Genomic DNA, 23,672 nt, shown 5'->3' with positions numbered 1-23,672 from the left:
TGATGTTTTTATCAAAAAAATGTGAAAACCCCACTTTTACTTGAAGTAAAGGTGGGGTTTGTCTACGGTCTGAAAGCCCCTTAATGGGGCTTTTTGATTAACGTAATAATTGAAGTACGTTTTGTGGCTGTTGGTTGGCTTGTGCTAGCATCGCTTGAGACGCTTGAGAAAGAATGTTGTTCTTTGTGAACTCACTCATTTCTTTCGCCATGTCAACGTCACGAATACGAGACTCAGCAGCTGTTAAGTTTTCAGCAGAAGCACCAAGGTTGTTGATTGTGTGCTCTAGGCGGTTTTGGACGGCACCAAGTTTAGAACGCTGGTCTGAAACTTGTTTGATCGCTCCATCAATAATTGCTAATTGATCGTTAAATCCACCTTCTTCATCTGCTGCAATTTCGGCAAAATCAGTTACTTTAATCGTAGAAACAGTTTTATCCTCAACTCCAAGTTTATCAGCAGACATTGCTTCAATATGAACTGACAATTGCTGCGCACCGTTAGCTCCAATTTGGAAAGTTAGTTTCTTCGGTTCTCCGCCTTCTGGCTCAGCAGCAAAAGTTCCATCAAGAAGTTTCTTTCCGTTGAATTCAGTACGGTCAGAAATACCGTTCTTATCTGTACCGTTCCCAATTTCCTGAACTAGTGCATCAATTTCCTCTTGAATTGCACCAAGGTCTGTTTCATCTTGTGTACCAGTGTTTCCAGCTTGTACGACGAGTTCACGTACACGTTGAAGGATTGAGTGAGTTTCAGTCAATGCACCCTCAGCTGTTTGAATAAGAGAGATACCGTCTTGAGCATTTTTCGTCGCCATTTCTAATCCACGGATCTGACCACGCATTTTTTCAGAGATTGCTAGACCTGCTGCATCATCTCCCGCACGGTTAATTTTAAGACCAGAAGAAAGCTTCTCCATGTTCTTTTGCCCTGCTCCATTGTTTGCAGATAAACGGTTCAGTGTGTTAAGTGCTGCGATATTGTGGTTAATTCTCATGTTTCATGACCTCCATGTGTTTTGAACCAATTGAACATCCTTGTCCAAAAGTTCTAAATTAGAATTTTTTCGTAAGCCTTACAATCCATTTATCGAACCTTCATGGAATTTGTTTAACAAAAAAGGGATAAATAAGGTAAAAGTCTCATTCGTTATGATCGTTTCGCTAGAGTATGCCAAATTTAAAGGTCATTTTTCATGATTTGTCAGAGGGATTTAAGAATCATAAGACTGGAGAAAATGCGAAAAAAACAGCATAAAAAAAAGCCCCATAAAAGGGGCTCGTCATTAACGTAGTAATTGAAGTACGTTTTGTGGCTGTTGGTTCGCTTGTGCAAGCATTGCTTGAGACGCTTGAGAAAGAATGTTGTTCTTCGTGAACTCACTCATTTCTTTCGCCATGTCAACGTCACGGATACGAGACTCAGCTGCTGTTAAGTTTTCAGAAGATGCACCAAGGTTGTTGATTGTGTGCTCTAGACGGTTTTGAACCGCACCTAGTTTAGAACGTTGATCTGAAACTTGTTTGATTGCATTATCAACGATATCTAATTGATCATTAAAACCACCTGCAGCACCTGCAGCAATAGTTGCAAAATCAGTTACTTTAAGAGCTGAAACTGTTTTAGTTGCATCAGTTGGATCTGTTCCAAGTTTATCAGCTGACATTGCTTTGATATTTACATCTAATTTCTGTGCTTTGTTTGCACCAATTTGGAAAGTTAATGTAGCTGTTTCAAAGTCACCATTTAACAATTTTTTACCGTTGAATTCAGTACGATCAGAGATACCATTTTTATCAGTACCGTTACCAATTTCTTGAACTAGATTATTGATTTCCTCTTGAATCGCACCAAGATCTGTATCATCTTGTGTACCCGTGTTTCCAGCTTGAACCACTAGTTCACGAACACGTTGAAGGATTGAGTGAGTTTCAGTCAATGCACCCTCAGCTGTTTGGATAAGAGAGATACCGTCCTGTGCGTTTTTAGAAGCCATTTCTAATCCGCGGATTTGTCCACGCATTTTCTCAGAGATTGCAAGACCTGCTGCATCATCTCCTGCACGGTTGATTTTAAGACCAGAAGAAAGCTTCTCCATGTTCTTTTGGCTCGCACCGTTGTTTGCAGATAAGCGGTTCAATGTGTTAAGTGCTGCGATATTGTGATTAATTCTCATTTCCTATTACCTCCATGTATGTGGGACCTGACAGACGTCCTTGTCTGAAAAAAGCCCTTCATTATAGGGCTTATCAACCCTGACAATTCTTTTATCGGATTGTTTTATAGGAAGTTTAACACTTTTTAATATTTATTTATTAAATTATCAGTCTTAATTCATGATTTAGTTCTATGGAAAAGACGTATTGTGTGCTCCTTTTAAAATATTAGTTCTTCTCATCATATTATTTATTTAAAAAACAAGTGCGCACCAAGTGTGTCTCACATTGATATAATCAAGAGCTGCTTTTTTCAATCATCAGTAGACATAAAAAAAGCCCCATAAAAGGGGCTCTTCATTAACGTAGTAATTGAAGTACGTTTTGTGGCTGTTGGTTCGCTTGTGCAAGCATTGCTTGAGACGCTTGAGAAAGAATGTTGTTCTTCGTGAACTCACTCATTTCTTTTGCCATGTCAACGTCACGGATACGAGACTCAGCAGCTGTTAAGTTTTCACCAGAAGCACCAAGGTTGTTGATTGTGTGCTCTAAGCGATTTTGGACTGCACCGAGTTTAGAACGTTGGTCAGATACTTGTTTAATAGCTCCATCAACGATATCTAATTGATCATCAAAAGAAAGTGCGCCAGTAGCAGTCGGATCAGCAAATTGTGTTACATCGATGTCAGATACTGCGTGGTCTGCTTTAAGAGTTCCGTCAGCTTCTAATGCACCAAGTGCTGTAGAAGACATTGCTTCGATGTTCACATCTAATTTTTGTGCTTTATTTGCACCAATTTGGAATGTTAATGATTTTGGTGTAGCACCAGCTGCGCTGAAAGAACCGTCAAGCAATTTCTTTCCGTTAAATTCTGTACGATCAGAGATACCGTTTTTGCCAGAACCGTCACCAATTTCTTGAACTAGGTTAGCGATTTCTTCTTGGATAGCACCAAGGTCTGTTTCATCTTGTGTACCCGTGTTTCCAGCTTGAACGACAAGCTCACGTACACGTTGAAGGATTGAGTGAGTTTCAGTCAATGCACCTTCAGCTGTTTGGATAAGTGAGATACCGTCTTGTGCGTTTTTAGTAGCCATTTCTAATCCACGGATCTGACCACGCATTTTCTCAGAGATTGCAAGACCAGCTGCGTCATCTCCTGCGCGGTTGATTTTAAGACCAGAAGAAAGCTTCTCCATGTTCTTTTGGCTCGCACCGTTGTTTGCAGACAGACGATTTAAAGTGTTAAGTGCTGCGATATTGTGGTTAATTCTCATTTCCTATTACCTCCATGTATATGGGACCTGACAGACGTCCTTGTCTGAAAAAAGTCCTTTATTCTAGGGCTTAACAACCCTGACAATACTTTTATCGGATTATTTCATAGGAAGTTTAACATTTTTTAATATTTATTGATCAATTTTACATAACTTTATTCACTATTTAGTTTAAAAAGGTTTCTATTGTTCTATCGATTAAAGTGATGATTTCAAAGCTTATATTAAATTAATAGGAACAAAAAAGCCCCATAAAGGGGCCTGTCATTAACGTAATAATTGGAGTACGTTTTGTGGCTGTTGGTTCGCTTGTGCAAGCATTGCTTGAGAAGCTTGAGAAAGAATGTTGTTCTTTGTGAACTCACTCATTTCTTTCGCCATGTCAACGTCACGGATACGAGACTCAGCAGCCGTTAAGTTTTCACCAGAAGCACCAAGGTTGTTGATTGTGTGCTCTAAACGGTTTTGAACCGCACCTAGTTTAGAACGTTGATCTGAAACTTGTTTGATTGCACCATCTACGATGTCTAGTTGCTGATCAAATGTAAGTGTTGGTGTAGCAGCAGCGAATTGTGTAACATCAATGTTAGAGACCGCTTGACCAGCTACAAGAGTTCCATCTGCTTGAGTAGCACCAATTTTATCAGAAGACATTGCTTCGATATTTACATCTAATTTTTGTGCTTTATTTGCACCGATTTGGAATGTTAAAGTAGCTGTACCATCAGCGAAAGCACCATTCAACAATTTTTTACCGTTGAACTCAGTACGATCAGAGATACCATTTTTCTCAGTACCGTTACCAATTTCTTGGACAAGATTCTTGATTTCTTCTTGAATTGCACCAAGATCTGTATCGTCTTGTGTACCCGTGTTTCCAGCTTGAACCACTAGTTCACGAACACGTTGAAGGATTGAGTGAGTTTCTGTCAATGCACCCTCAGCTGTTTGGATAAGAGAGATACCGTCTTGTGCGTTTTTAGAAGCCATTTCTAATCCACGGATTTGTCCACGCATTTTTTCAGAGATTGCAAGACCTGCTGCGTCATCTCCTGCACGGTTGATTTTAAGACCAGAAGAAAGCTTCTCCATGTTCTTTTGGCTCGCACCGTTGTTTGCAGACAGACGATTTAAAGTGTTAAGTGCTGCGATATTGTGGTTAATTCTCATTTCCTATTACCTCCATGTATGTGGGACCTGACAGACGTCCTTGTCTGAAAAAAGTCCTTTATTCTAGGGCTTATCAACCCTGACAATTTTATTATCGGACGTGGTTATAGGATGTTTAGCAGATTTTTTAAAAGATATCGTGTTTTTTCATGACGTTGATCCTAAATTTGAACAATTCTATAAAAAACAAAAGCTACTGATGATAGATCAGCAGCTTTATCGTTTTATGAATATCAATATTGCTTGATATCAAACATTAAAATATTTTGGTACACCACGTAATCCTTCTTACTTGTGAACGGGCCTTTATTGTGTTCATCACTGATTTCATAGAAGTTCATCCCAATTCCAAAACTTCTCTCTTTATACCAGTTAAGAAAATCGTTGATTTCTTTCATTGAAAGCAAATAATCTTTTTGCAGTCCGTTTATCATAGTAATTGAAAGTATACCCTTTGTTACTTCTTCACCAGGTTTTGTTCCATCCTGATCCTTTGGTTCTTCTGTTGTGCCATCGTCAGGTTTTGTTCCATCCTGATCTTTCGGTTCTTCTGTTGTGCCATCGTCAGGTTTTGTCCCATCCTGATCTTTTGGCTCTCCTGTTGTGCCATCGTCAGGTTTTGTCCCATCCTGATCTTTTGGCTCTTCTGCTGTATCATCATCTGGCTTTTCTTCATCTTCAGTTATTTGCAAGTCGCTTAACGGAATAGAAATGACTGATTTGTAATCACTTTTTGCAGAAAAATTCCCCATATAATATGAGTAGTTACGTCCGCCAATGACATATAATTGGTCATCAACAATTGCGGCGACAGCTGATACTCTACCTTCTGGTAAATCATACGCTGAATTTTTAAATTGACCATCTTTAGGATTGAAAATTTGAACTTTATTCAGCATTTCACTTGATCGATCACCAGTCCGCTGTCCTCCAATAACAAAGAATTTCCCATTATATGTTTCGTAAGCCGGTTCAAATACATATGAAGTTAAGTCACTATCTTTTAATTTCCTCCATGTATCTGCTGAAATATCATACTGGAACAAAGATCTTTCTCTACTATGCCCGATCGAATTTTCTCCACCGGCAACATATATTTTGCCGTCAATTGCAGATATAGCTCTCCCATTTCGAGACGGTAAAGCAGATGAGTTCAAGCTCTTCCATTCACCGGAGTCTGTATTATACTGATAGACATTATTCTTATAAGAGTTTTTTGAAGATACAATATTTATATTTTCTTTTACTGCAACTGCGTACAAAGTTCCCTTACTATAAGTCGAGAACACAGGGTCTCTAGGTATTTGAATTGGCTCTTCAGCCCACTGATCAAGTTCTGTATCATATATATCAATCGTGTTATAAGCTACTTTAGTATCTTCGTTAATCCCGCCTATTAAATATATTTTTTTACCTACAGTAGCATATGTTCCACCTGTTCTATATCTTGGCATACTGGCTTTCTCTTCCCACACATCTTTCTTAGGGTCATACATAAATGTTTGGTTGTTTAATTTATTTTTTTCACTCGCTCCACCAAACACATAAATCTTTCCATCAACGACCCCCACACCAGCATTAATACGTTCTTCTGGCAAATCAGCTCTTTTTGTCCATCCAGTTGGTTTTTCTGCTGCATTTGCTTTGAATGGACTAAGGGTACTCATTAACAGAAGTACCGTGATGAATAATAAAAACCTTTTTTTCATTTCCTATTCCTCCAACTCGTTATATTCCCTCCTTTTATCGTTCTTTTTTTCACAAAGTTTACAAATTAAAGAAATTGAGATGAATCACTTTAAAAATCGATTGACACCAAAATTCACTCATTCAATCATCTAAATATGTAGTGTTATAAAGGATAGTTCTAAGCGTTACGTTTTAATAATCGGTTCTTCGCCTTTCAGCTGAATCATGAGTGAGGATTGATTATATAATAAATTGATTATGCGGCGTGCCATTTCAGAGGCAGACGCATTGTAGTCATTTCTGATCCATTCAATGATAAAACCAAAAATGCCATATGAACGATATTGGATAAAATAACTGTCGTTGATTTCTGCATACTGATCACTTACAAACGACATTCTATTTTGGAAGATATATTGTATTTTCTTAAGCAATTGTTCTTGTATTTGAGGGATGCGGTCTTCCATCACTAATAAATCATAATAGTCACGATTTTCGACGATATATTGAAATACATCGGTGCCTTCTGGTTTCATGCGAGTTAAATCTAACAGTGGATTTTCACGAGTCGGCTTACAAAATTCATATTCAAAATCTTCCATTTCTCGGTGAATAAAATCTTCTGCTAATTCATCTTTACTTTCATAATGCACATAAAACGTCGTCCGGTTATAATTTGCCTTTTCCACAATATCCTTCACTTTTACGTGCGAATATCCTTTTTCTTTTACTAGTACTTTGAATGTTTGACGAAGTGTTTCTTTTGTTCGCTCAACACGGCGATCCTCTTTTTTGATCATCGGCCCCTCCTTTAGACACTTTTAAAAAAATGTTGATTAGAGATACATAAATTCCTGTGTGTTGAAAACCTATACAAAAAAGTTTTTTTGCTGATTGAAACGAAAAATCTTTCGTCCTACAATCAACTTAGTCATAAAGAAATGAATTTTTTGTGACATTTGATCTAACTTCTTTAGAATATCATACTATACAAAAAGTGAGGGCACATGATATGGAAATTCAAGCGATGGTCACAACAAATGAAAAAGATTTCGAGAAACAAACATTATTACTAGATGATCCAAAAGCAGATGAAGTGCTTGTCAAAATAGTTGCATCTGGCGTCTGTCATACTGATGCCACAGTATTAGATGGAACGCTTCCTGTCCCACGTCCTGCTTTATTAGGACATGAAGGCTCTGGCATTGTAGTGAAAGCAGGTTCTAATGTCACAACCGTTCAAGAAGGAGACCACGTTGTACTAGGTTTCGCTTATTGTGGTCATTGTCATAATTGTCTAGATGGGAACGCTGGTGGATGTGAAAACATGATTCCACTGAATTTTTCTGGTCGTAATAAGCATAATGAAACGCCTATTCATACACATGATCATGAAGATGTATCACAATTTTTTGGTCAATCATCATTTGGTACATATGCAACGGTTGATGAAAAAAATGTAGTGAAAGTAGACAAAGAAACAGATTTACGTTATTTAGGACCATTTGGCTGTGGCTTAATGACCGGGAGCGGCACTGTCTTAAATTCACTTGCTCCAGCACCAGGAACAAGCTTTGTTGTTTTCGGTACAGGCGCTGTTGGGTTAAGTGGGTTAATGGCAGCAAAAATCGCTGGCTGTGATCCGATTATTGCCGTTGATATTCATGATAGCCGCCTTGAGTTAGCAAAAGAATTAGGTGCAACACATATCATCAACAGTAAGCATGAGAATCCAGTTGAAAAAATTAAGGAAATAACAGAAAGCAAAGGGGCACATTACTCATTTGAAACAACTGGAGTACCAGAAGTCACTCTAGCAGCCCTTCATTGCCTGCGTGTCAAAGGGACTTGTGCAACAGTAGCAGTAGGGAAGCGCGATTTAACATTTAATGTAACAAATGATCTAATGCTCAATGCTCTCACATTAAAAGGTGTGATAGAAGGGGATGCCGTTCCACAACTATTTATTCCTAAACTAGTAAAGTTCTTTAAAAATGGACAATTCCCAGTTGAGAAACTAGCAAAATTCTACGAATTAGAAGATATTGAACAAGCCTTTGAAGATTCTAAAAATGGATCTACGATTAAACCAATTCTTATTTTAGATAAAGAGTATCGTGCTTAAGTCTTGAAAGTTAGCCCCCTTGCCATGTAAAGGGGGCTATTCGGATTTTCATTTGTGGTGAGCTTTTAGAGACAAATTGAACTCACACATACATCACCGGCGTCGATATTTTAATAATCTTCCCGCCTCGACGATAAAATCTTGGGACGCGGCGGCTTAGGGTGGCGATGACTTCGTAGTTGATTGTATTGAGCATTTCAGCGATTTCATCGACAGAAATTTCTCCGCCCTTCTGACGTCCGTATATGACGACTTCCTCGCCTTGCTTTGCTTTCATTTCTCCTAAACTGATCATCGTCATATCCATTGTGACTCGGCCAGCAATCGGCATTCGTTCTCCACGGAAAAGCATAAATCCCCGATTTGATAAAGCACGTGAGTACCCATCTGCGTAACCGATTGGTATGGTGGCAATGACTTCATCAGGCTTTGCTACATACGTTGCCCCATAGCTGACAGTCCTTGGCTTTGTGACCATTTCCTTCACGAACGCAATTCTCGCTTTTAAACTGAGAGCCGGCTCTAGCTGAACAGTGTCTAAGCTTTCAATGTATTGCGAGGGATACAGTCCATAAAGTCCGATGCCCAGCCGAATCATATCGGCGCTAAATTCAGGAAACGCGATGGCAGCCGCTGTATTGTTCATATGTACGGTCGGCAGCTTAATTCCTTGTTTTTTCAAAAAGCGAAGAAAATCAATAAAAATACTGTGCTGCAGCAGCGTGAAATCAGGGTCAGGCTCATCCGCAGTGGAGAAATGCGTAAAAATTCCGTCCCATCTAAGGTTTTCACTCTTTTCTAGTGCCTCCACTACGCCTAAAAGCTCTTCCTTCGTTCGTACACCTAATCGTCCCATCCCTGTGTCGACATTGACATGAATCCCAAGACGGTGCTGACTTTCCTCTTCTGCTAAGATCTCATTTGCTTCAACAATCCAGTCTTCACGAAGGCCAGATAGATCAATTCTCCAGGCCGCAGCCCTTTTCACACAGTCGAGCGGAGTAAACCCAAGAACCAAAATCGGCGCTTCAATTTTTGCTCTTCGCAGCACAATGCCTTCTTCCAAGCTAGCAACTGCAAGCTCCGTCACACCGCTTTCCAGTGCTTGCCGAGCCACCTCCACTGAGCCATGTCCATAAGCATTCGCCTTCACAACAGCCATAATCTTACTTTTCCTTGGAATATGCGCTTGAATGGCTTCAATATTTCTTTTAATCGCGTCAAGATTGACTTCGATCCAGACTTCCCTGCATAGCTTTTTCATTTATTTTTTCCTCCTCATCACATGAGCGTTCTTTCTATATCCATGTTCGCTTTTGTGTCTAGTCTATCTTTATTCATTTTTGAGAAAAACATTCAGCTACAATGACTGAACCTGCTTTGTCTTGTCTCACAAAAAAAAGAAACCACATCAACTGTGATTTCTTCTCTATGTGCGATGATATTAAATGTCATCCACAGATTTCATCATTGCATCAATATCATGATAAATCTCCTGCAAATTTTCCCGTTCAGCTAAGTATTGAGCATTGCTTTTATGAACAGGCACATCAAATTGCAAGAAGTTGATCGTGATCGTTGATGACTCTCGGTCATTCATTATTAATCTTAATTCAAGCGTTGAGACCTCTTCTTTATCATCTCTCTCAGCTGAAGCAATCGGCACCCCATCTTCTAACATCACAACTTGTTTCAAATCTTTCAAGTATAGCTCAGTGACTGCAAATCTATTTTTACTAGTTGACCCATCAGGCTGATGTTCAATAAAGCGCATTTTCTTTAACTCATCATCAATCGCAAATCCCTTATCAACTTGCTCTGAGAAGAAATAGGTAGATGCTTGAAACCCATCTTCGTGAAAAAGCATCATCATTTTATCCATTAATATGTTTGGATCATTCTGTTCTTTTCGCCTTTGTAATCTACCGGCAATGAATAAAATGACCATTCCTCCGATGATGCTAAGAGCCGTTCCCAATCCATTCCCTACATCTACGAAAACAGTAAAACCTAAAATAGCAATCATAAAAGCAATGATAATGCCTATGATGAATATCACACAATGCTCCTCCTATCATGACCCTTCATGAATGGTTTAGCCATAGTATAGCATTTGAAGTAAGGTGATTTAAGAATATTTATATGAAGAAAACAGACCATAAAGATCTGTTTTCCCATTGAACTTCATTCAAGTGTTTAAAAGATAGGCAGTAAGAATTCACACACGCCTTCTTCTTCTCTATATCGTTCCATAATAGATGCCTGACGCATGTTCAATTGATTGTTTTGAATCATTTGAGGCAATTGGCTCCAAAACAAATTCACTTTTTCCGTTGTATGTGTCACTGTAAACACAGCATACTTTCCCCCTTCAAAATGTCCAGTCTGAACCATTTGACCTTTTGTGAAATCTCTATTTGTCATCAACATGAGGTCGTATCTGCATTTTTCTGATGGAATTTTTCCAGGATCATCTTGAGGAACACCATATATACCAAATTCCTTTAATTCATCAATTAATTGATGTTGATTGATCCATTTTTTAAATCTCTTCATCATCTCTACATTTTCTCTGCTGCCATATGGTCCTATATTTCTCATATACACCATTTTCATATTCGTTAACATTTCAATTTTGCAATTCATGATTTCCCTCCAACTTTTATTGGAAGATTGGCCAATCATTCCTTACATCCAACGGTAACATCCTTTAAAATATAATACAGCAGGTTATTAAAAATAATTGAATTATGTTGGAAAAATATTCACTGGAATTGCGATTTAGATCATAAATTAAGTCATCTCATCATCTCTTTAAATAGCATATCCCATTTTTAAAAATAAAAAAGAACGGTCTTTAGCCGCTCACTGGTTTATTGATTTTCCTTTGAAGATTTAGCAAAGAGAAGGGTAACAATCAAATAGATAATTGTTCCGAAAAACAGACCATTTAACAAGCTGATAAACAACATCTTACAAACCAGGCCAACATAATAAGACACTGACGTCCCTGGAAACACAGCCATATTGAACAGACTAATCATAAAGGTTAAAGCAAAAAATATAATGAAAATCTTTCGAAATTCTGTTGATTTTAACATTGTCATTTCACTTCCTCCTCAGTATGTTTTCTATGGAGAAAATATTCTTTGTTCATAGCGTATATTCGGTTTTATAGTAAAAAGCCCTTAAAGGGCTTTTTACTTAAGCAGTATAACCAATACTTGCAGTGTGACCTCTCCTAGCTTCATCATGACTTGCTGTCACTTCAGACGTAAAATAACCAACAACACTTATGACACTAATCATCACGAATACCACTGATAACATTTTAAATTTCATACTGACAGTCCCCCCGCTTTACTTGAGTTTGGAAATAAAGAATCTTTTCATAGAAATGCATCGCGTTGTCTTTATCTCCCATTTCATTATAATATTTTGCAGCATCTTTTGCTAAATCTTCGAGGTCAGGATACATTGACTTTACTTCTAACAATTCCATTATTTTTTCCAACTGCTCAAAATTGTTGTCAATGTATAGAGATCTTAAAAACTTGAATATCAATAATAGAACATGGTCTTTCAGCTTTTCAGATAGTTCTATACCGTTATTTAATGCATATGTACCTAAGTCCTGTTCTTTCTTTTTGAAGTAGGCTTTTGACAACATAATGAGCGGATCTAAGATTCTATTTAAATGCTCGTATCCCTGCTCTTTAAATGCTCGAATTGAATCATTAAAATGAGTAATCGCTTGTCCTAATTCTTTGTTATGAAAATAACTCAACCCTAAATTATAAAGTGCTGATCCTTTTAATCGTTTTGTTGAGTTGTCGGCGGCTTTTTCTAGTGCGTGTTGAAAATGGGGTATCGCTTTTTCGGGGCAGCCCATATCGATATAGTTTAATCCAATCACAAAAGAACATTGAATTTCTCTCACTGTGTATGTATCTTTTTCTCTGTAACAGTCTATCGCCTGTGCAATATGGTGCATCGACATGTGGGTTTGTTTCATGTGGTAATAAATTTCTGCCATCTTGTAATTGAACTCGGCACGTTCAATATCGTCGCTGACAAGAGACAGCTTTTTTTCTGCCCGCTTATAGAAGGTAATCGCATTTAGGTATTCATAGTTTTCAAATTCATACATGCCGTAGAAAAAATTGAAATAATACTCGAGCAATCCTGTTAATTTCTCTTGATCCCTTTTGATCTTCAGTGCGAGTTCCCTAAAGTTCGCCCGCTCTTTCCCATTTTCTAAAGGATTCAAGTAATCAAGCATTAATTTATGTCTGAACTCCATAAGTGAGAAATACAATAATAAATCTTGATTTTCTTCCATATGATCAAGCATTGATTTGATTTCCTCTTTATATGCTTCGGCGTCCGGTACGTTAAATCGTTGAATGTGATAATACCATTCATTGATTTTCAAACCGACGTGAGAAGAAAGCACTTTCTCCATCAGCCCTTACCCCTTCCTCTATTTTCCCTATAATGACATATATTATCATTTCATAAATCGTCCGGCACCGAAAAGAAACCGCAAAAGAACAAAAAAAGCTTCTTTAAAGAAGCCATGTGTGTGATCGTAATTTTGATAAGGAAGAATAACTGAGCTTGAATCAGTGCCCTCGACCTCTCCTCCTGTACTCTCTAATGATACATTCAGGTCTACATCTAGTATATCCTTCACGTCATACTTGTTTTAATCGTTTCCATTTACGAATTTGAGTACGGAAATTTTTAAAAGGGGCAACGGTATTCACATGAATAAATTTATAAACTGGCCAGACAGCCTTTGCTGTAGCGTCATCCGCCCATTTTCGTTGATGAGGTTCAAACACTTCTTCTTCACTCATACGATCTAACATATTACAAATAGTTAAAACATTCTGTTTGAGCTGAGCTCTTAATGCGACAAGTGATTGACAAGCGTACTTCTCATTAAAAAGAGAATATAATGCGCCAAGCTGATTCCATTTATAACCTTCTGCTGGCGTATGGACAACCCTTCCTTCAGTTTCGTCTTGCTCCCATTGAAGTAGCAGGGTAGTCCAGCCAACTTGATAGGCCAAATTTTCTGCAGGAGTTCGGCTTACATCCTCTATTTGATCATCTTTCATTTCTTCTGGGATCATATCGAATTCTTCATCGTATTGATTGTACGATTTCATGATTGCTTGCTTTAAAACATCTTTTGACTCATAGCTTGTCATATGACTCACCTCTAATTCTTTTTGTGCAAATTTTTCTCGGAACATATCTTGCAAAAGTACAAAAAAGTAACTGTAGCTCATGATACTGAAATTATTCTTAATCGAGCGAAAAAGCAATAGCTCAATAAAGTAAAGCTATAAAAGCGGCTGCGAAAAAAGAAGACACTCTTTACGTTCCATCATAAACAAACACCAAGTATCTCTCCCCAGGCTCCCCTTCTTCTACAACAGCCTTCCAGCCTCTTTTTTGATAAAAAGATAAAGCTTTGTGATTGTCAGAGACACATTTGAGGGTGACCGGTGTTCCCAAAACTTTTATAGCTTGTTTGAGCAGCAGATCACCAGCCCCTCGACCAGCAGCTTTTGGATGTACAAACAAGAGATGAATAAAACGATCTGGTACATAGAGCGAGATGAATCCAAGGATTTTATTGTTTTTCTCAGCTAAGAAAATTTGCTCTTCCTGCGTATCTTGATCAAAATCTTGCAGATTGATTTCTTCTGTATTAAGCCAGTGAAAGCTCTGACGGCGGGATGCTAAATAGATTTGTCTTAATTGTGGATAATCTTCTATGCTTGCTTCTCTAATCAACATCGCATCATCCCCTATGTTTTTTATTTGAATGTTATGTCGCCTCTAGAATGTATTTTGCCTGTGTTCTGCCTGCCAATAACAATTGATCACTGAACTGCGAATCATTGACAGCTCGTGCAAAAGCAATTGTACCAATCATGCTGCTTACTAGTGCGTAACTCGTAGAGAGATCTATGTTTCCAGCATCAGCTATAAACGCCATAAATCGTTTCAATTCATCGGTATAAGCTTTCCGTACCTCTTGCGATAATTGAGAAATCTCCCCTGCAAGCGCAGGCAGTATACAGCCGACCTCCGTCTGATCACGGTGAACGGTACTTAAATAGAATTCAATGATCGTCTGAATTCGAGGCTGGTCTGCTTTCTTGTCTGCAACACTTTGCAGCAGCTTTATCGTATCAGTAATAGCAAAATGAAAAGCCTCTATCACCAACTGATCCTTGTTCTTAAAGTGAGCGTAAAACCCTCCATGAGTTAGGCCTGCCCCTTTCATAATGAATGGCAAACTGATATTACGAACGCCATTTGTTCGAAATGCTTGTGCAGCACTTACAATGATTTGCTCTCTCACTTTTGACTTATGACCTTTCGGATAAGGCATCTTCTTTCTCCCCTCCTTCACTTTAACTCTTTCTAAGTGTATTTATTAAAATATTATAATCATCATATTTTCTTGTGTCAATTGACTGAAATCCAACTTCCCTCACTTAGATGGGATTGACTTCATTAAAATATGATGGGTATAATATATTATGGTCATAATATTTTGGAGGTGCAAGAAATGATTCATTTAGAAACAGTAGATACATTAGTGATCGGATCAGGTCCGGGAGGCTACGTGGCGGCATTACGTTCAGCTCACCTCGGCATGAAAACAGCGATTGTAGAGCGTGATCAATTAGGTGGAGTGTGTACCCATGTAGGCTGTATCCCATCTAAAGCACTAATAGCAGAAGCAGAGCGCTTCAAACTCCGCAAACAATGGGGTGGTTTTCAAGAAAGCGGCTCTTTCAATGAAGCTCAAGCGTTCAAAAACGCTGTTGTGGAAAAACAAGCTGGAGGCGTCCAATTTTTGTTAAAGTCAGCGGGAGTTACCATTCTGGAAGGCGAGGCAAGCTTAATCGATCAGCATACAGCGGTGATTCAACTTGCCGAAAATGGTGAAAAGCGAATCAACTTCAAACACCTAATACTAGCAACTGGTTCCCGTCCAATTGAAATGAGATCACTCCCTTTCGGGGATCGTATATTGTCTTCAACTGAAGCCCTATCCCTTCCTAAAATTCCGAAAAGCCTTGTCGTAGTTGGGGGTGGTTATATTGGGGTTGAACTTGGACAGATGTTTGCAAGATTTGGGGCAAACGTTACCATTTTGGAAGGCGGCAATCAAGTATTGCCCGACTTTGAAAGTGAACTTGTTTCGCCTGTTGTTCGACAATTGAAAGAAGATAACATCACCCTGATTACAGGAGCAAACGTCACAGATGCCAAGCAGCATATAAACGGTATTGATCTTCATTATGAGAAACAGAAAGAAAGCTACACGCTGAAAGCAGAATATGCACTGATTACTGTCGGAAGAAAACCAAATACAGATGGAACATTAGGTCTTGATTCTATCGGGTTGTCTATTACCCCACACGGACTGATTGAAATTGATGAACAATGCAAAACATCCATTCCGCACATATATGCCCTTGGTGATATCACCAAGGGTCCTGCTCTGGCTCATAAAGCTTCCTATGAAGCGAAGGTGGCAGCTGAAGCAATCGCTGGGAAACCTTCGATAATAGATTATAAAGCAATCCCACTTGTTGTGTTTTCAAGCCCAGAATTGACGAGTGTCGGACTGAGCGAAACAGATTGTAAGCAACAATCCATTCCGACTGTCATTGGAAAATCAATGTTCTCCATTAATGGTCGAGCGCTGGCACTAAAAGAATCTGAAGGATTTGTGAAGATTGTAGCCCATGCCGAATCTGGACTTATTTTAGGAGCACAAATCGTAGGTGCAGAAGCATCTACTCTTATGTCAGAACTTTCTCTCTCTATTGAAGTTGGTGCTACAGTAGAAGATTTAGCAATGACGATTCATCCTCACCCAACATTAGGTGAAATAATCATGGAAGCTGCAGAAATGGCCACCCGTAAAGTTGAAAAATATCTATCACGATAATTGTTTAATGTGTAGTTTCTAAAATTGAGCAAAATAATCGCCATAGCCTATTTATTTAGGAATAGGCTATGGCGATGTCAAATGAGTATTGATATTAAAACGTCGGTCAATTGATCATTAATTGGATTCTACTTCGCGCTTTTTACCAAGATTCATAGATAACTGAACGCCAATCATCAGCATGACGATGACAAGCATTGCCACAATAGAAGCATAAAAATGTCCGCTTAGATCGAAAACTAAGCCAATGAAAAACGGACCGAATCCTCCCATGATATACCCGCCCATCTGCGACATGGCGGACCAAGTTCCAGCTTCCTCTGGAGTACCCGTCTCTATAATCGGTAGCATGAGCGCTAAAGGAAATAATCCACCTGCACCCATACCTAGGAAAATGACAGCTGGCAAGATTGGCATCGGCAGAAGAAGAAAGATGAGACCAATCAGCTCAGACAGACTGCATAAGATGAGAAATAATTTCGGTTTTCCTAATCGAGTAACGACCGCTGGAACGAGTAGTGCCACCGGAATCTGAATGAGTGTAAATATGGTCAGCAGCATGGCAGCATATTGCGGACTGTTTCCGAAACTAAGAGCAATTGGTGAAATCCATGCCGTCAAAGAATAAAACATGCTGGACATAAAGCCAAAAAACAAGGTAAATTGAATCGCCTTTTTGTTTCGAAGCGGCAACTTTAGCGGCAAGGTAACAAAATCACTCTGCTCATTTTTGCGAGCAATACCTATCCAGAGAATAAGCGCGATCACCCCTAGAATAGCCCAGCAAGACAATGCAAACGGAAGATGGTGACTGCGCAAGTAAATCGGAATGGTGAAGCCGGAAGCAAGTGCTGCACCTATTGTCATCGAAATGGAATACACACTGACGATACCAGGATTTCTCGGGAAATACTTTTTAATAAAACTAGACAATAAAGGACCCGCGAAGCTAATCCCTACCCCTCCTGCAAATGCAGTCATAAGCAGGATAGCGACTGATTGGCTTGTACCCCGCAGCGCTGTAGCGATCGTGATGAGAAGAATCGAGAAAAAAAGCGTTCTCTCTAAACCAAATCGCCTACTGAGTGTCGTCGCAACGGGAGCAAATACCCCCATACAAAGGACAGGTAAAGTGGTTAAAAGACTTGCTGTCAGTGCGTTCACACCAAGCTCTGATTGGATCATACTCATCATAGAAGCGACGGACGTAATGATTGGGCGCAAGTTTAATGCAGCTAAAAATAAAGCGGCTAAATAAAATATTTTTTTCATCAATGCACTTCTTCCTCTCTCAACTTGTTGAAGTTACTTTGAGTATAAATCTGCCGCATTCATTGATCAATACAATAATTCGTATTATGATGATAGTAAAAAACTATGATTAATGAAAGGATGACAAATGGATACTCGGCATATTACATATTTCATGGCAGTATTCGATCATTTACATTTCACAAAAGCTGCTGAGCAATTAGGGATATCACAGCCTACATTAAGCCAGCAGATTCGGCTGCTTGAAGCAGAAGTTGGGATGCCGCTCTTTGATCGAATCGGCAAAAAAGTCGTTGCAACCGAAGCGGGTTCTCTTCTTTATCAATATGGGATGAAAATGCTTCAAGCTGAAAGAGATGCAAAAAATGCGATGAAAGAACTATTATCTGAAAAACGAGGAAACGTTCGACTTGCCGTTCTCCCCTCCGATCTTGACTTTCAGCTTGTTCCGCTTTTTGTAGAATTTAAAACACTTTATCCCGAAACCAATTTGAAAGCATATTCAACGATCTTCGTTCGTGAAGAAGTACTGTCGCATAAAGTGGATCTCGGCATTGGGCTGCGAGGGCCTGCGGATAAGCGGCTTATTCAAATTCCACTTGGAAGTGAGCCCTACGAATTATTTGCTCATTCAGAAAGTGAACTAGCCCAAAAATGTGAAGTGACACTGGAAGAGCTGACGCAGCATGCTTTGGTCATGTATCCGAAGGGATATCTAGGAAGAGATTTAGTAGATGACGTATGTAAAGAACAGGGTGTTGAACTAGACACTGTCATGGAAGTTGGTTCCGCATCTTCATTATTGCAGCTGGTTGAAGCCGGCATCGGTGCAACCATTCAGCCGCGAGGATTGCTGCAACAACATGCGACATGGTCAAATATTGTGTCGATTCCAATTGCTGATCCGGCACCTGTTCGTCATTTAGAATTAACTTATTATGCAGATCGATTTGTCAGTAAAGCACAGCAGCAGCTATCTGAATGGCTAATAGACTTTTTTAAATCAAAAACAAATGAAAAATGAGGATAAAACATGAAGAATGCAAACAGCGTATTTACAAGAACAAACCGGATAGTAATTCGTCAATTTGATCTACAAGATATTGAGGTATTTTATCAGTATCGAGCAAACCCCTCTATTGCAACATATCAATCCTGGGAAAACTATACGTATGAACAAGCTGAATCATTTGTTCAGCAACAAATGACGCAAACACCTAATCAACCAGGGACATGGTTTCAATACGCCATTGCCTTTTCTGAATCCAATCAACTGATAGGAGATTGCGCCATTCATACACTTGAAAGTGAGCCTAGAATCGTCGAAATCGGATTTACACTCGCACCTGAATTTCAAGGAAAAGGCTATATTCACGAAGCCTTGAGTTCAATGATCAAATATATTTTCACTACACTGAACAAGCATAAAATCATTGCCTTTACTGATGTGCGCAATGAAAAATCTATTCGAGTGCTGGAACGTTTAGATATGAGACGGGAAGGACATTTGCTTCAAAATGATATGTCTAAGGGGCTTTGGGTCGACGAATATCAATATGCGATTCTTCAATCAGAGTGGGCCGCTAAGCACCATTAAGAGACGCTTTTGATAAACCTTCTATATACAAATAGAACTTTTCTATAACGCTCAGCACGCTTTCTTTTTTTATAATAGAAAAAAAAGAAATGTGGTGGCGTATATGTCTTCAACGATCGGAATCATGGGCGGGATGGGTCCTTTAGCAACGATTGATCTGATGAAAAAAATCATTTCTCATACTCCAGCGATAAAAGATCAGGATCATCTCCATGTGATTGCTGATAATTATCCTCAAATTCCTGATAGAACCAATGCCATATTTGGGAAAGGCGAAGATCCTACAGAATATATGATTGCATCGGCTAAAAGATTAGAACGCGCAGGAGCGGACTTTATTCTGATTGCATGCAATACCGCTCACTTCTTTTTAGAAAACGTACAACAATCCACTCATATCCCTATCATGAATATGCCATTAGAAACCGCAAATTACCTAAACAAACATCACTATACGTCTGTGGGCTTACTATGTACTGATGGCACATTAAAAACCAAGCTCTACCAAAAAGCTTGTGCTCATCACAAGATTGATGTCATGACCCCAAGTGAAGAGCTTCAGAAAAATGTCATGAATGGGATATATGCAGTGAAAGCAGGAAAATTGAGTAAAGGCGAAAGTGAACTGGCATTAGCTTCAGAAATTTTAATCAATCAAGGAGCCGAAGCCATCATTGCCGGCTGTACAGAAATCCCTTTAGTTCTAAGGTCAACCAAAGCTGTGAAAGTGATTGACCCTACTGTCATTTTGGCGAGAGAAGCTGTAAAATTGGTGTATGAGCTTGAAAAGCTAAACATTTAAAGAACGTCATATAAGGGGATAACATGAATATTGAGAATATAGAAGCGTTTATTTATGTATGCCAGCTAGGCAGTATCAATAAAGCTGCAGAAGCACTCTATTTAACCCAGCCTTCTGTTTCGGCACGTATTCAATCGTTAGAAAAGGAATTAGACCTGAAATTATTTGATAGACAGAGAAATAAATTATCTCTGACGGAAAAAGGTGAACAGTTTTACCCGCATGCCAAAAAGATTCTCCATTCTTATCAAGAAGCAAAGCATAGTCTCAAACAAACGATGATTCCTTATGAATTGACAATTGGATGCGCATCCTCTATTTCCAATAATCTATTGCCTAACATATTGCCCGCCCTAAAAGAAAAATACGAAAACCTGAAAGTAAAAATTGTAACAGGACATTCAAAGGATGTTGTCCAAAAAGTGATTAACAACCAAGTAGACTTTGGCATTGTCAGAACTGAAACACATCCTCAAATTGAATCAATCCCTATTTTCAGTGATCCAATTGGGCTGTTCGTCCCAACTCATCACCCGCTTGCCAGCCTTGACAACATCAATATGAAAGAACTAGAAGAACAGCCTTTTATTTTCTTTGACTATGGGTCATTTGATTGGTTGATGCTTCACCGATTATTTCAAAAAAACAACATCACACCGAACATTTCCATTGAGGTTGATCATATGGAAACCGCAAAGAACTTAGTGCTGCAAGGAATGGGACTATCGTTTCTACCTCATCATTGTGTGAGAAATGAGGTAGAACAAGGAACATTAAAACAAATTTCAATCGATCCATCCATCAATTTCAACATCAATATCGAGTTCATTTATAAAAAAGGAAAATCCAAATCCGTTTTCATTGATCAACTCAAACAGTTTTTTCATGATTTAGATTAAAAAAAGCCCTTTTTAGGGGCTTTTTTTTGGATTCATTCTGATTGATTAGCTTTCGTTTGCTAACATGTATGCTGCAGTTTCATGCATCTCTTTTAATCCTGATCTCTGAGCGTACTCGGCCACAGTGATCGCACTTGTAGTCAGAAGTTCTATTATATGTTCATCCATTCCCGGCCAAGTTCTTCCGCCTGCTTTTTCATACGCATGGATAAGTTTTGTTAATCCTTCTTTCCCAAACAGAAGTTGATGTGACAAAAAGTCTGCAGATACATCACCAATCCCCAGTTCAGACCAATCAATCACACCCTTAACACATTGATTTTCATCAATCAGAATGTGGCCAGGATGTAAATCTCCATGCTTCACCCCCACGAAAGGCGGCCATAAAGAATCTTTTGCTAGCCAGTCTTGCCAGCGCTCCCATAAACCGCTGTTAATGGTGTATTGCGATTTGACACGTTCCATTCGCTGTTTCATTGATTCTCTTAATTCATGAGCACTGAGCATCTCCACACCGATCGTTTTAAAAGGCTGTTGCTCTAAGGAATGTACATTCGCTAGAACGCTTCCTAATGATTCATAATAAGCTTGCGGTACACTCGTTGGGTCAAAACTCCACACATAAGATTGCTGTTCCACATCAATACTAGCCGCCGGTACCCCCTCTAATTGTTTATAAGCAATTAGACTTTCTGTAAAAATAGACCAATTAGGGACCTGAAAGTAAACCTGCTTACTCATATGATCTAATGTCTTTTTTTCTTGTAATGTATATTTCATTGATTCAGGTCTGCGAGGCATTCTTAATATCCATTGATCACCATGTATATCTTCGACGTGTGCGACACGGAAATCCACACCTGATTCATTTATTTTGATGGTATTCTCTAAAATCTCTAATCCGTGATGTTTGGCTAACTGCTTTAATTCCAGTCTATTCATATCCATTCCTCCAATTGCTCATTTAGTCATGATCAATAGGCATCAAGAATATCATCACAAAACCCACAAACAGGCTACTTTCTGTGGTCAGAGTAAACAAAGCTAGACTTATAATTTTCTTTGCATCATAAAAAACATACAAAAAAAAGACAGAACGATTAACTGCCTCTTTTCTAGTGAAATTGCATACTTTCCCGCTGAAGATCATTAAAAATGTGCAGACTACCCTGTTTACTCCGTTTTGATGAAAACAGAGCCTTTGAACATATGAAATTACTAATTGTTCAAAGTTTGTTGGCGTAATCTTCCTGCATGCATCACCTTTAACCATCCTCCTCTTTGTCATATAAAGTTACTATACTTTATTTAAATATGACTTTCAATAAGATGACAAAATAAAGGATTTAAAACAACCAGACATTTCATTAAATTACATAAAATGATAATTATGTTTATTCATGTTATGATATGGTTATTAATTCTTTTGTCTAATAATTTATGAAACTCAAATGTAGCTAAGTCATTTAAAGGGAGAAGTGGTATGACTCATTTAGAATTCGCATTCGGCTTGCTTCCAGTCAGTATGATCATCGCTTCTTTTATCGTCACATTGATTGTACAAAAGATTTATTTCATGCCAGTTGTGAGCTTTATCATTTTACTCATCCTGACATTTACACTTTTTAATGTCTCTTTCTTAGGCTGGGTAGTTGTCTACACTTTAGGCTCAATCATTGCTTCATATTTAGCATTATTCATCATGAAAATTTTAAATAAAAAGAGGTCTTAAATACATTTAAAAAGCCCTTTACAGGGGCTTTTCTTCTTTCACTATCGTTTTTCCACTGGATAAATGTCTTCTCCCAAAAAAGCGGTATTAGGATCTCCACTCTTTTCTAAAAACTCAGCCATTTCTTGCAGCTCTTGATTGATACAGTCATTTCTTGGCATATCCGGGTTTAACAGAAGGATGGAGTGAATCGTTGTGGCTGTTTCATACAAAACATGTTGATCTTTTATTTGTTGGATGCATTGTTTCATACGATTGAAAAACCATTCGATCTCTTCTGTTTCTTCCATCGGATAATGTGCCATTTTAAAAAGATTCTGCTGACGAAGGTCCTGCCTCTCAAATATGTGTTCAAGCTCTTCTTTACTGACATATAAATCAGAATCTTCCTCCTTAATCTCTACTACTTCGACCATCGCATCTTCAGCTGTATATAACTTCTCAATAAAATCATCGAAAGTTTCTGCCAGCTTAAAATCTACTTCCAGCTCTAAATCAAAATAGTGAATAGAAGGATGTTCCTTCGTTTCTCGATAATCCATGGCGATCCATGTATCTTCTTCTCCGCTGATGATCACAAGTCCCTCAGGCAGATCCAATTCATTACTTAACCGAAGACTATTCATGATGCCATCATCTTTGGCGATTCCTCTTAAATTGTCAAATTGAACATGATCCTCAGCCCATGAATTCGGCTGTTCGGTTGGAAAAGCATTACGAACTGTAAACCCGCCATTCCATTCTAAAATGAGCTTTTTGTATGTATCAGGTAAAATGACTCCAAGAGTGCCCTCTGCTTCATGAATTTGTTCCTCATCTATCTTTTTTAACGTAAAAGGACTCTCTTCTTCTTTCTCCCAGAATGATTTCAAAGTGGGTGCCTCCCAATCTGTGTTAAGGTCAGTATAACATTGGTTCATTATGAATTCTCTACTCAAACTTAGCTATTAATAAACTGGTAA

At 38.6% G+C, this 23,672-nt stretch carries 23 protein-coding genes; 7 read left to right on the top strand and 16 right to left on the bottom strand.

Annotation, left to right across the window (positions count from 1 at the left end):
- Positions 1–97 precede the first annotated feature (97 nt).
- The 6 genes from hag (SB660_RS14165) to SB660_RS14140 form a co-directional block, all read right to left on the bottom strand.
- Positions 98–997 (bottom strand): flagellin Hag, encoded by a 900-nt coding sequence (gene hag / locus SB660_RS14165; RefSeq protein WP_058014233.1) that lies wholly within the window; start codon positions 995–997, stop codon positions 98–100.
- Between the two features lie 288 nt (positions 998–1,285).
- On the bottom strand, positions 1,286–2,176 hold the full coding sequence (gene hag / locus SB660_RS14160) for a flagellin Hag (protein ID WP_058014234.1): 891 nt from the start codon (positions 2,174–2,176) through the stop codon (positions 1,286–1,288).
- 340 nt (positions 2,177–2,516) lie between these two features.
- On the bottom strand, positions 2,517–3,434 hold the full coding sequence (gene hag / locus SB660_RS14155) for a flagellin Hag (protein WP_410583020.1): 918 nt from the start codon (positions 3,432–3,434) through the stop codon (positions 2,517–2,519).
- Between the two features lie 267 nt (positions 3,435–3,701).
- Positions 3,702–4,604 carry a flagellin Hag gene (gene hag / locus SB660_RS14150; RefSeq protein ID WP_144462270.1) on the bottom strand — a complete coding sequence of 301 codons (903 nt, stop codon included), beginning with the start codon at positions 4,602–4,604 and terminating at the stop codon, positions 3,702–3,704.
- Between the two features lie 233 nt (positions 4,605–4,837).
- Positions 4,838–6,313, bottom strand: coding sequence for a Kelch repeat-containing protein (locus tag SB660_RS14145; protein ID WP_410583017.1), 1,476 nt, complete (start codon positions 6,311–6,313; stop codon positions 4,838–4,840).
- Between the two features lie 165 nt (positions 6,314–6,478).
- On the bottom strand, positions 6,479–7,093 hold the full coding sequence (locus SB660_RS14140) for a TetR/AcrR family transcriptional regulator (RefSeq protein WP_058014238.1): 615 nt from the start codon (positions 7,091–7,093) through the stop codon (positions 6,479–6,481).
- Between the two features lie 212 nt (positions 7,094–7,305).
- Between SB660_RS14140 and SB660_RS14135 the strand changes: the two genes are divergently transcribed.
- The gene (locus SB660_RS14135; protein ID WP_169056336.1) at positions 7,306–8,418 is read left to right on the top strand and encodes an NAD(P)-dependent alcohol dehydrogenase; all 1,113 of its coding nucleotides are present in this window, start codon (positions 7,306–7,308) and stop codon (positions 8,416–8,418) included.
- A gap of 82 nt (positions 8,419–8,500) precedes the next feature.
- Here the strand turns inward: SB660_RS14135 and alr are convergent, their stop codons facing one another.
- The 7 genes from alr to SB660_RS14100 form a co-directional block, all read right to left on the bottom strand.
- A complete protein-coding gene (gene alr, locus SB660_RS14130; protein ID WP_410583014.1) occupies positions 8,501–9,682 on the bottom strand; it encodes an alanine racemase in 1,182 nt (393 codons plus the stop codon).
- Between the two features lie 180 nt (positions 9,683–9,862).
- Entirely contained in the window at positions 9,863–10,477 is a 615-nt protein-coding gene (locus tag SB660_RS14125; RefSeq protein WP_410583012.1) for a hypothetical protein, read from the bottom strand.
- 137 nt (positions 10,478–10,614) lie between these two features.
- Positions 10,615–11,064: a GyrI-like domain-containing protein gene (locus SB660_RS14120; RefSeq protein ID WP_410583010.1), complete on the bottom strand. Its 450-nt coding sequence runs from the start codon at positions 11,062–11,064 to the stop codon at positions 10,615–10,617.
- Between the two features lie 685 nt (positions 11,065–11,749).
- A complete protein-coding gene (locus SB660_RS14115; RefSeq protein WP_180309147.1) occupies positions 11,750–12,883 on the bottom strand; it encodes a Rap family tetratricopeptide repeat protein in 1,134 nt (377 codons plus the stop codon).
- A gap of 232 nt (positions 12,884–13,115) precedes the next feature.
- A complete protein-coding gene (locus SB660_RS14110) occupies positions 13,116–13,718 on the bottom strand; it encodes a ClbS/DfsB family four-helix bundle protein (RefSeq protein ID WP_486304198.1) in 603 nt (200 codons plus the stop codon).
- Between the two features lie 88 nt (positions 13,719–13,806).
- Positions 13,807–14,232, bottom strand: coding sequence for a GNAT family N-acetyltransferase (locus SB660_RS14105; protein WP_410583008.1), 426 nt, complete (start codon positions 14,230–14,232; stop codon positions 13,807–13,809).
- A gap of 31 nt (positions 14,233–14,263) precedes the next feature.
- Positions 14,264–14,833, bottom strand: coding sequence for a TetR/AcrR family transcriptional regulator (locus SB660_RS14100; protein WP_410583006.1), 570 nt, complete (start codon positions 14,831–14,833; stop codon positions 14,264–14,266).
- A gap of 180 nt (positions 14,834–15,013) precedes the next feature.
- Here SB660_RS14100 and lpdA point away from each other — a divergent pair, with 180 nt between their 5' ends.
- Positions 15,014–16,408 (top strand): dihydrolipoyl dehydrogenase, encoded by a 1,395-nt coding sequence (lpdA, locus tag SB660_RS14095; RefSeq protein WP_410583004.1) that lies wholly within the window; start codon positions 15,014–15,016, stop codon positions 16,406–16,408.
- A gap of 117 nt (positions 16,409–16,525) precedes the next feature.
- Here the strand turns inward: lpdA and SB660_RS14090 are convergent, their stop codons facing one another.
- Positions 16,526–17,680, bottom strand: a complete 1,155-nt coding sequence (locus SB660_RS14090; RefSeq protein WP_410583002.1) for an MFS transporter — start codon at positions 17,678–17,680, stop codon at positions 16,526–16,528.
- Between the two features lie 127 nt (positions 17,681–17,807).
- Between SB660_RS14090 and SB660_RS14085 the strand changes: the two genes are divergently transcribed.
- The 4 genes from SB660_RS14085 (at position 17,808) to SB660_RS14070 (ending at position 20,978) form a co-directional block, all read left to right on the top strand.
- Positions 17,808–18,704 (top strand): LysR family transcriptional regulator, encoded by an 897-nt coding sequence (locus tag SB660_RS14085; protein WP_144462290.1) that lies wholly within the window; start codon positions 17,808–17,810, stop codon positions 18,702–18,704.
- Positions 18,705–18,713: 9 nt separating this feature from the next.
- On the top strand, positions 18,714–19,277 hold the full coding sequence (locus SB660_RS14080; RefSeq protein WP_410583000.1) for a GNAT family N-acetyltransferase: 564 nt from the start codon (positions 18,714–18,716) through the stop codon (positions 19,275–19,277).
- Positions 19,278–19,380: 103 nt separating this feature from the next.
- Positions 19,381–20,079, top strand: a complete 699-nt coding sequence (gene cuyB, locus SB660_RS14075; protein ID WP_180309154.1) for a cysteate racemase — start codon at positions 19,381–19,383, stop codon at positions 20,077–20,079.
- A gap of 23 nt (positions 20,080–20,102) precedes the next feature.
- The gene (locus SB660_RS14070) at positions 20,103–20,978 is read left to right on the top strand and encodes a LysR family transcriptional regulator (RefSeq protein WP_180309155.1); all 876 of its coding nucleotides are present in this window, start codon (positions 20,103–20,105) and stop codon (positions 20,976–20,978) included.
- A gap of 45 nt (positions 20,979–21,023) precedes the next feature.
- On the opposite strand, the gene SB660_RS14065 is transcribed toward SB660_RS14070, so the two are convergent.
- Positions 21,024–21,920, bottom strand: coding sequence for a macrolide 2'-phosphotransferase (locus tag SB660_RS14065; protein ID WP_410582997.1), 897 nt, complete (start codon positions 21,918–21,920; stop codon positions 21,024–21,026).
- A gap of 541 nt (positions 21,921–22,461) precedes the next feature.
- On the opposite strand from SB660_RS14065, the gene SB660_RS14060 reads away from it, so the two are divergent.
- Positions 22,462–22,710: a DUF2651 family protein gene (locus SB660_RS14060; protein ID WP_058014254.1), complete on the top strand. Its 249-nt coding sequence runs from the start codon at positions 22,462–22,464 to the stop codon at positions 22,708–22,710.
- A 41-nt stretch (positions 22,711–22,751) separates the two neighbouring features.
- Here SB660_RS14060 and SB660_RS14055 read toward each other — a convergent pair whose 3' ends face one another.
- Positions 22,752–23,582 carry an SMI1/KNR4 family protein gene (locus tag SB660_RS14055; protein WP_410582995.1) on the bottom strand — a complete coding sequence of 277 codons (831 nt, stop codon included), beginning with the start codon at positions 23,580–23,582 and terminating at the stop codon, positions 22,752–22,754.
- Positions 23,583–23,672 lie beyond the last annotated feature (90 nt).

It is taken from the genome of Bacillus sp. SIMBA_005, from assembly GCF_046535585.1.
In the GTDB taxonomy this organism is placed as follows: Bacteria; Bacillota; Bacilli; order Bacillales; family Bacillaceae; genus Bacillus; species Bacillus pumilus.
Note: the sequence above shows the minus strand (reverse complement) of the source record. Positions and strands in the feature narration are given on the sequence as shown.

What these genes read in the sequence shown, in the direction of transcription:
- SB660_RS14060 (WP_058014254.1), top strand. Translation starts at nt 22,462, where the DNA reads ATGACTCATTTAGAATTCGCATTCGGCTTGCTTCCAGTCAGTATGATC.
- SB660_RS14065 (WP_410582997.1), bottom strand. Translation starts at nt 21,920, where the DNA reads ATGAATAGACTGGAATTAAAGCAGTTAGCCAAACATCACGGATTAGAG.
- hag (WP_058014234.1), bottom strand. Translation starts at nt 2,176, where the DNA reads ATGAGAATTAATCACAATATCGCAGCACTTAACACATTGAACCGCTTA.
- SB660_RS14115 (WP_180309147.1), bottom strand. Translation starts at nt 12,883, where the DNA reads ATGGAGAAAGTGCTTTCTTCTCACGTCGGTTTGAAAATCAATGAATGG.
- SB660_RS14120 (WP_410583010.1), bottom strand. Translation starts at nt 11,064, where the DNA reads ATGAATTGCAAAATTGAAATGTTAACGAATATGAAAATGGTGTATATG.
- SB660_RS14080 (WP_410583000.1), top strand. Translation starts at nt 18,714, where the DNA reads ATGAAGAATGCAAACAGCGTATTTACAAGAACAAACCGGATAGTAATT.
- alr (WP_410583014.1), bottom strand. Translation starts at nt 9,682, where the DNA reads ATGAAAAAGCTATGCAGGGAAGTCTGGATCGAAGTCAATCTTGACGCG.
- hag (WP_144462270.1), bottom strand. Translation starts at nt 4,604, where the DNA reads ATGAGAATTAACCACAATATCGCAGCACTTAACACTTTAAATCGTCTG.
- SB660_RS14140 (WP_058014238.1), bottom strand. Translation starts at nt 7,093, where the DNA reads ATGATCAAAAAAGAGGATCGCCGTGTTGAGCGAACAAAAGAAACACTT.
- hag (WP_058014233.1), bottom strand. Translation starts at nt 997, where the DNA reads ATGAGAATTAACCACAATATCGCAGCACTTAACACACTGAACCGTTTA.
- cuyB (WP_180309154.1), top strand. Translation starts at nt 19,381, where the DNA reads ATGTCTTCAACGATCGGAATCATGGGCGGGATGGGTCCTTTAGCAACG.
- SB660_RS14090 (WP_410583002.1), bottom strand. Translation starts at nt 17,680, where the DNA reads ATGAAAAAAATATTTTATTTAGCCGCTTTATTTTTAGCTGCATTAAAC.
- SB660_RS14110 (WP_486304198.1), bottom strand. Translation starts at nt 13,718, where the DNA reads ATGAGCTACAGTTACTTTTTTGTACTTTTGCAAGATATGTTCCGAGAA.
- SB660_RS14145 (WP_410583017.1), bottom strand. Translation starts at nt 6,313, where the DNA reads ATGAAAAAAAGGTTTTTATTATTCATCACGGTACTTCTGTTAATGAGT.
- SB660_RS14085 (WP_144462290.1), top strand. Translation starts at nt 17,808, where the DNA reads ATGGATACTCGGCATATTACATATTTCATGGCAGTATTCGATCATTTA.
- SB660_RS14070 (WP_180309155.1), top strand. Translation starts at nt 20,103, where the DNA reads ATGAATATTGAGAATATAGAAGCGTTTATTTATGTATGCCAGCTAGGC.
- SB660_RS14100 (WP_410583006.1), bottom strand. Translation starts at nt 14,833, where the DNA reads ATGCCTTATCCGAAAGGTCATAAGTCAAAAGTGAGAGAGCAAATCATT.
- lpdA (WP_410583004.1), top strand. Translation starts at nt 15,014, where the DNA reads ATGATTCATTTAGAAACAGTAGATACATTAGTGATCGGATCAGGTCCG.
- hag (WP_410583020.1), bottom strand. Translation starts at nt 3,434, where the DNA reads ATGAGAATTAACCACAATATCGCAGCACTTAACACTTTAAATCGTCTG.
- SB660_RS14105 (WP_410583008.1), bottom strand. Translation starts at nt 14,232, where the DNA reads ATGTTGATTAGAGAAGCAAGCATAGAAGATTATCCACAATTAAGACAA.
- SB660_RS14135 (WP_169056336.1), top strand. Translation starts at nt 7,306, where the DNA reads ATGGAAATTCAAGCGATGGTCACAACAAATGAAAAAGATTTCGAGAAA.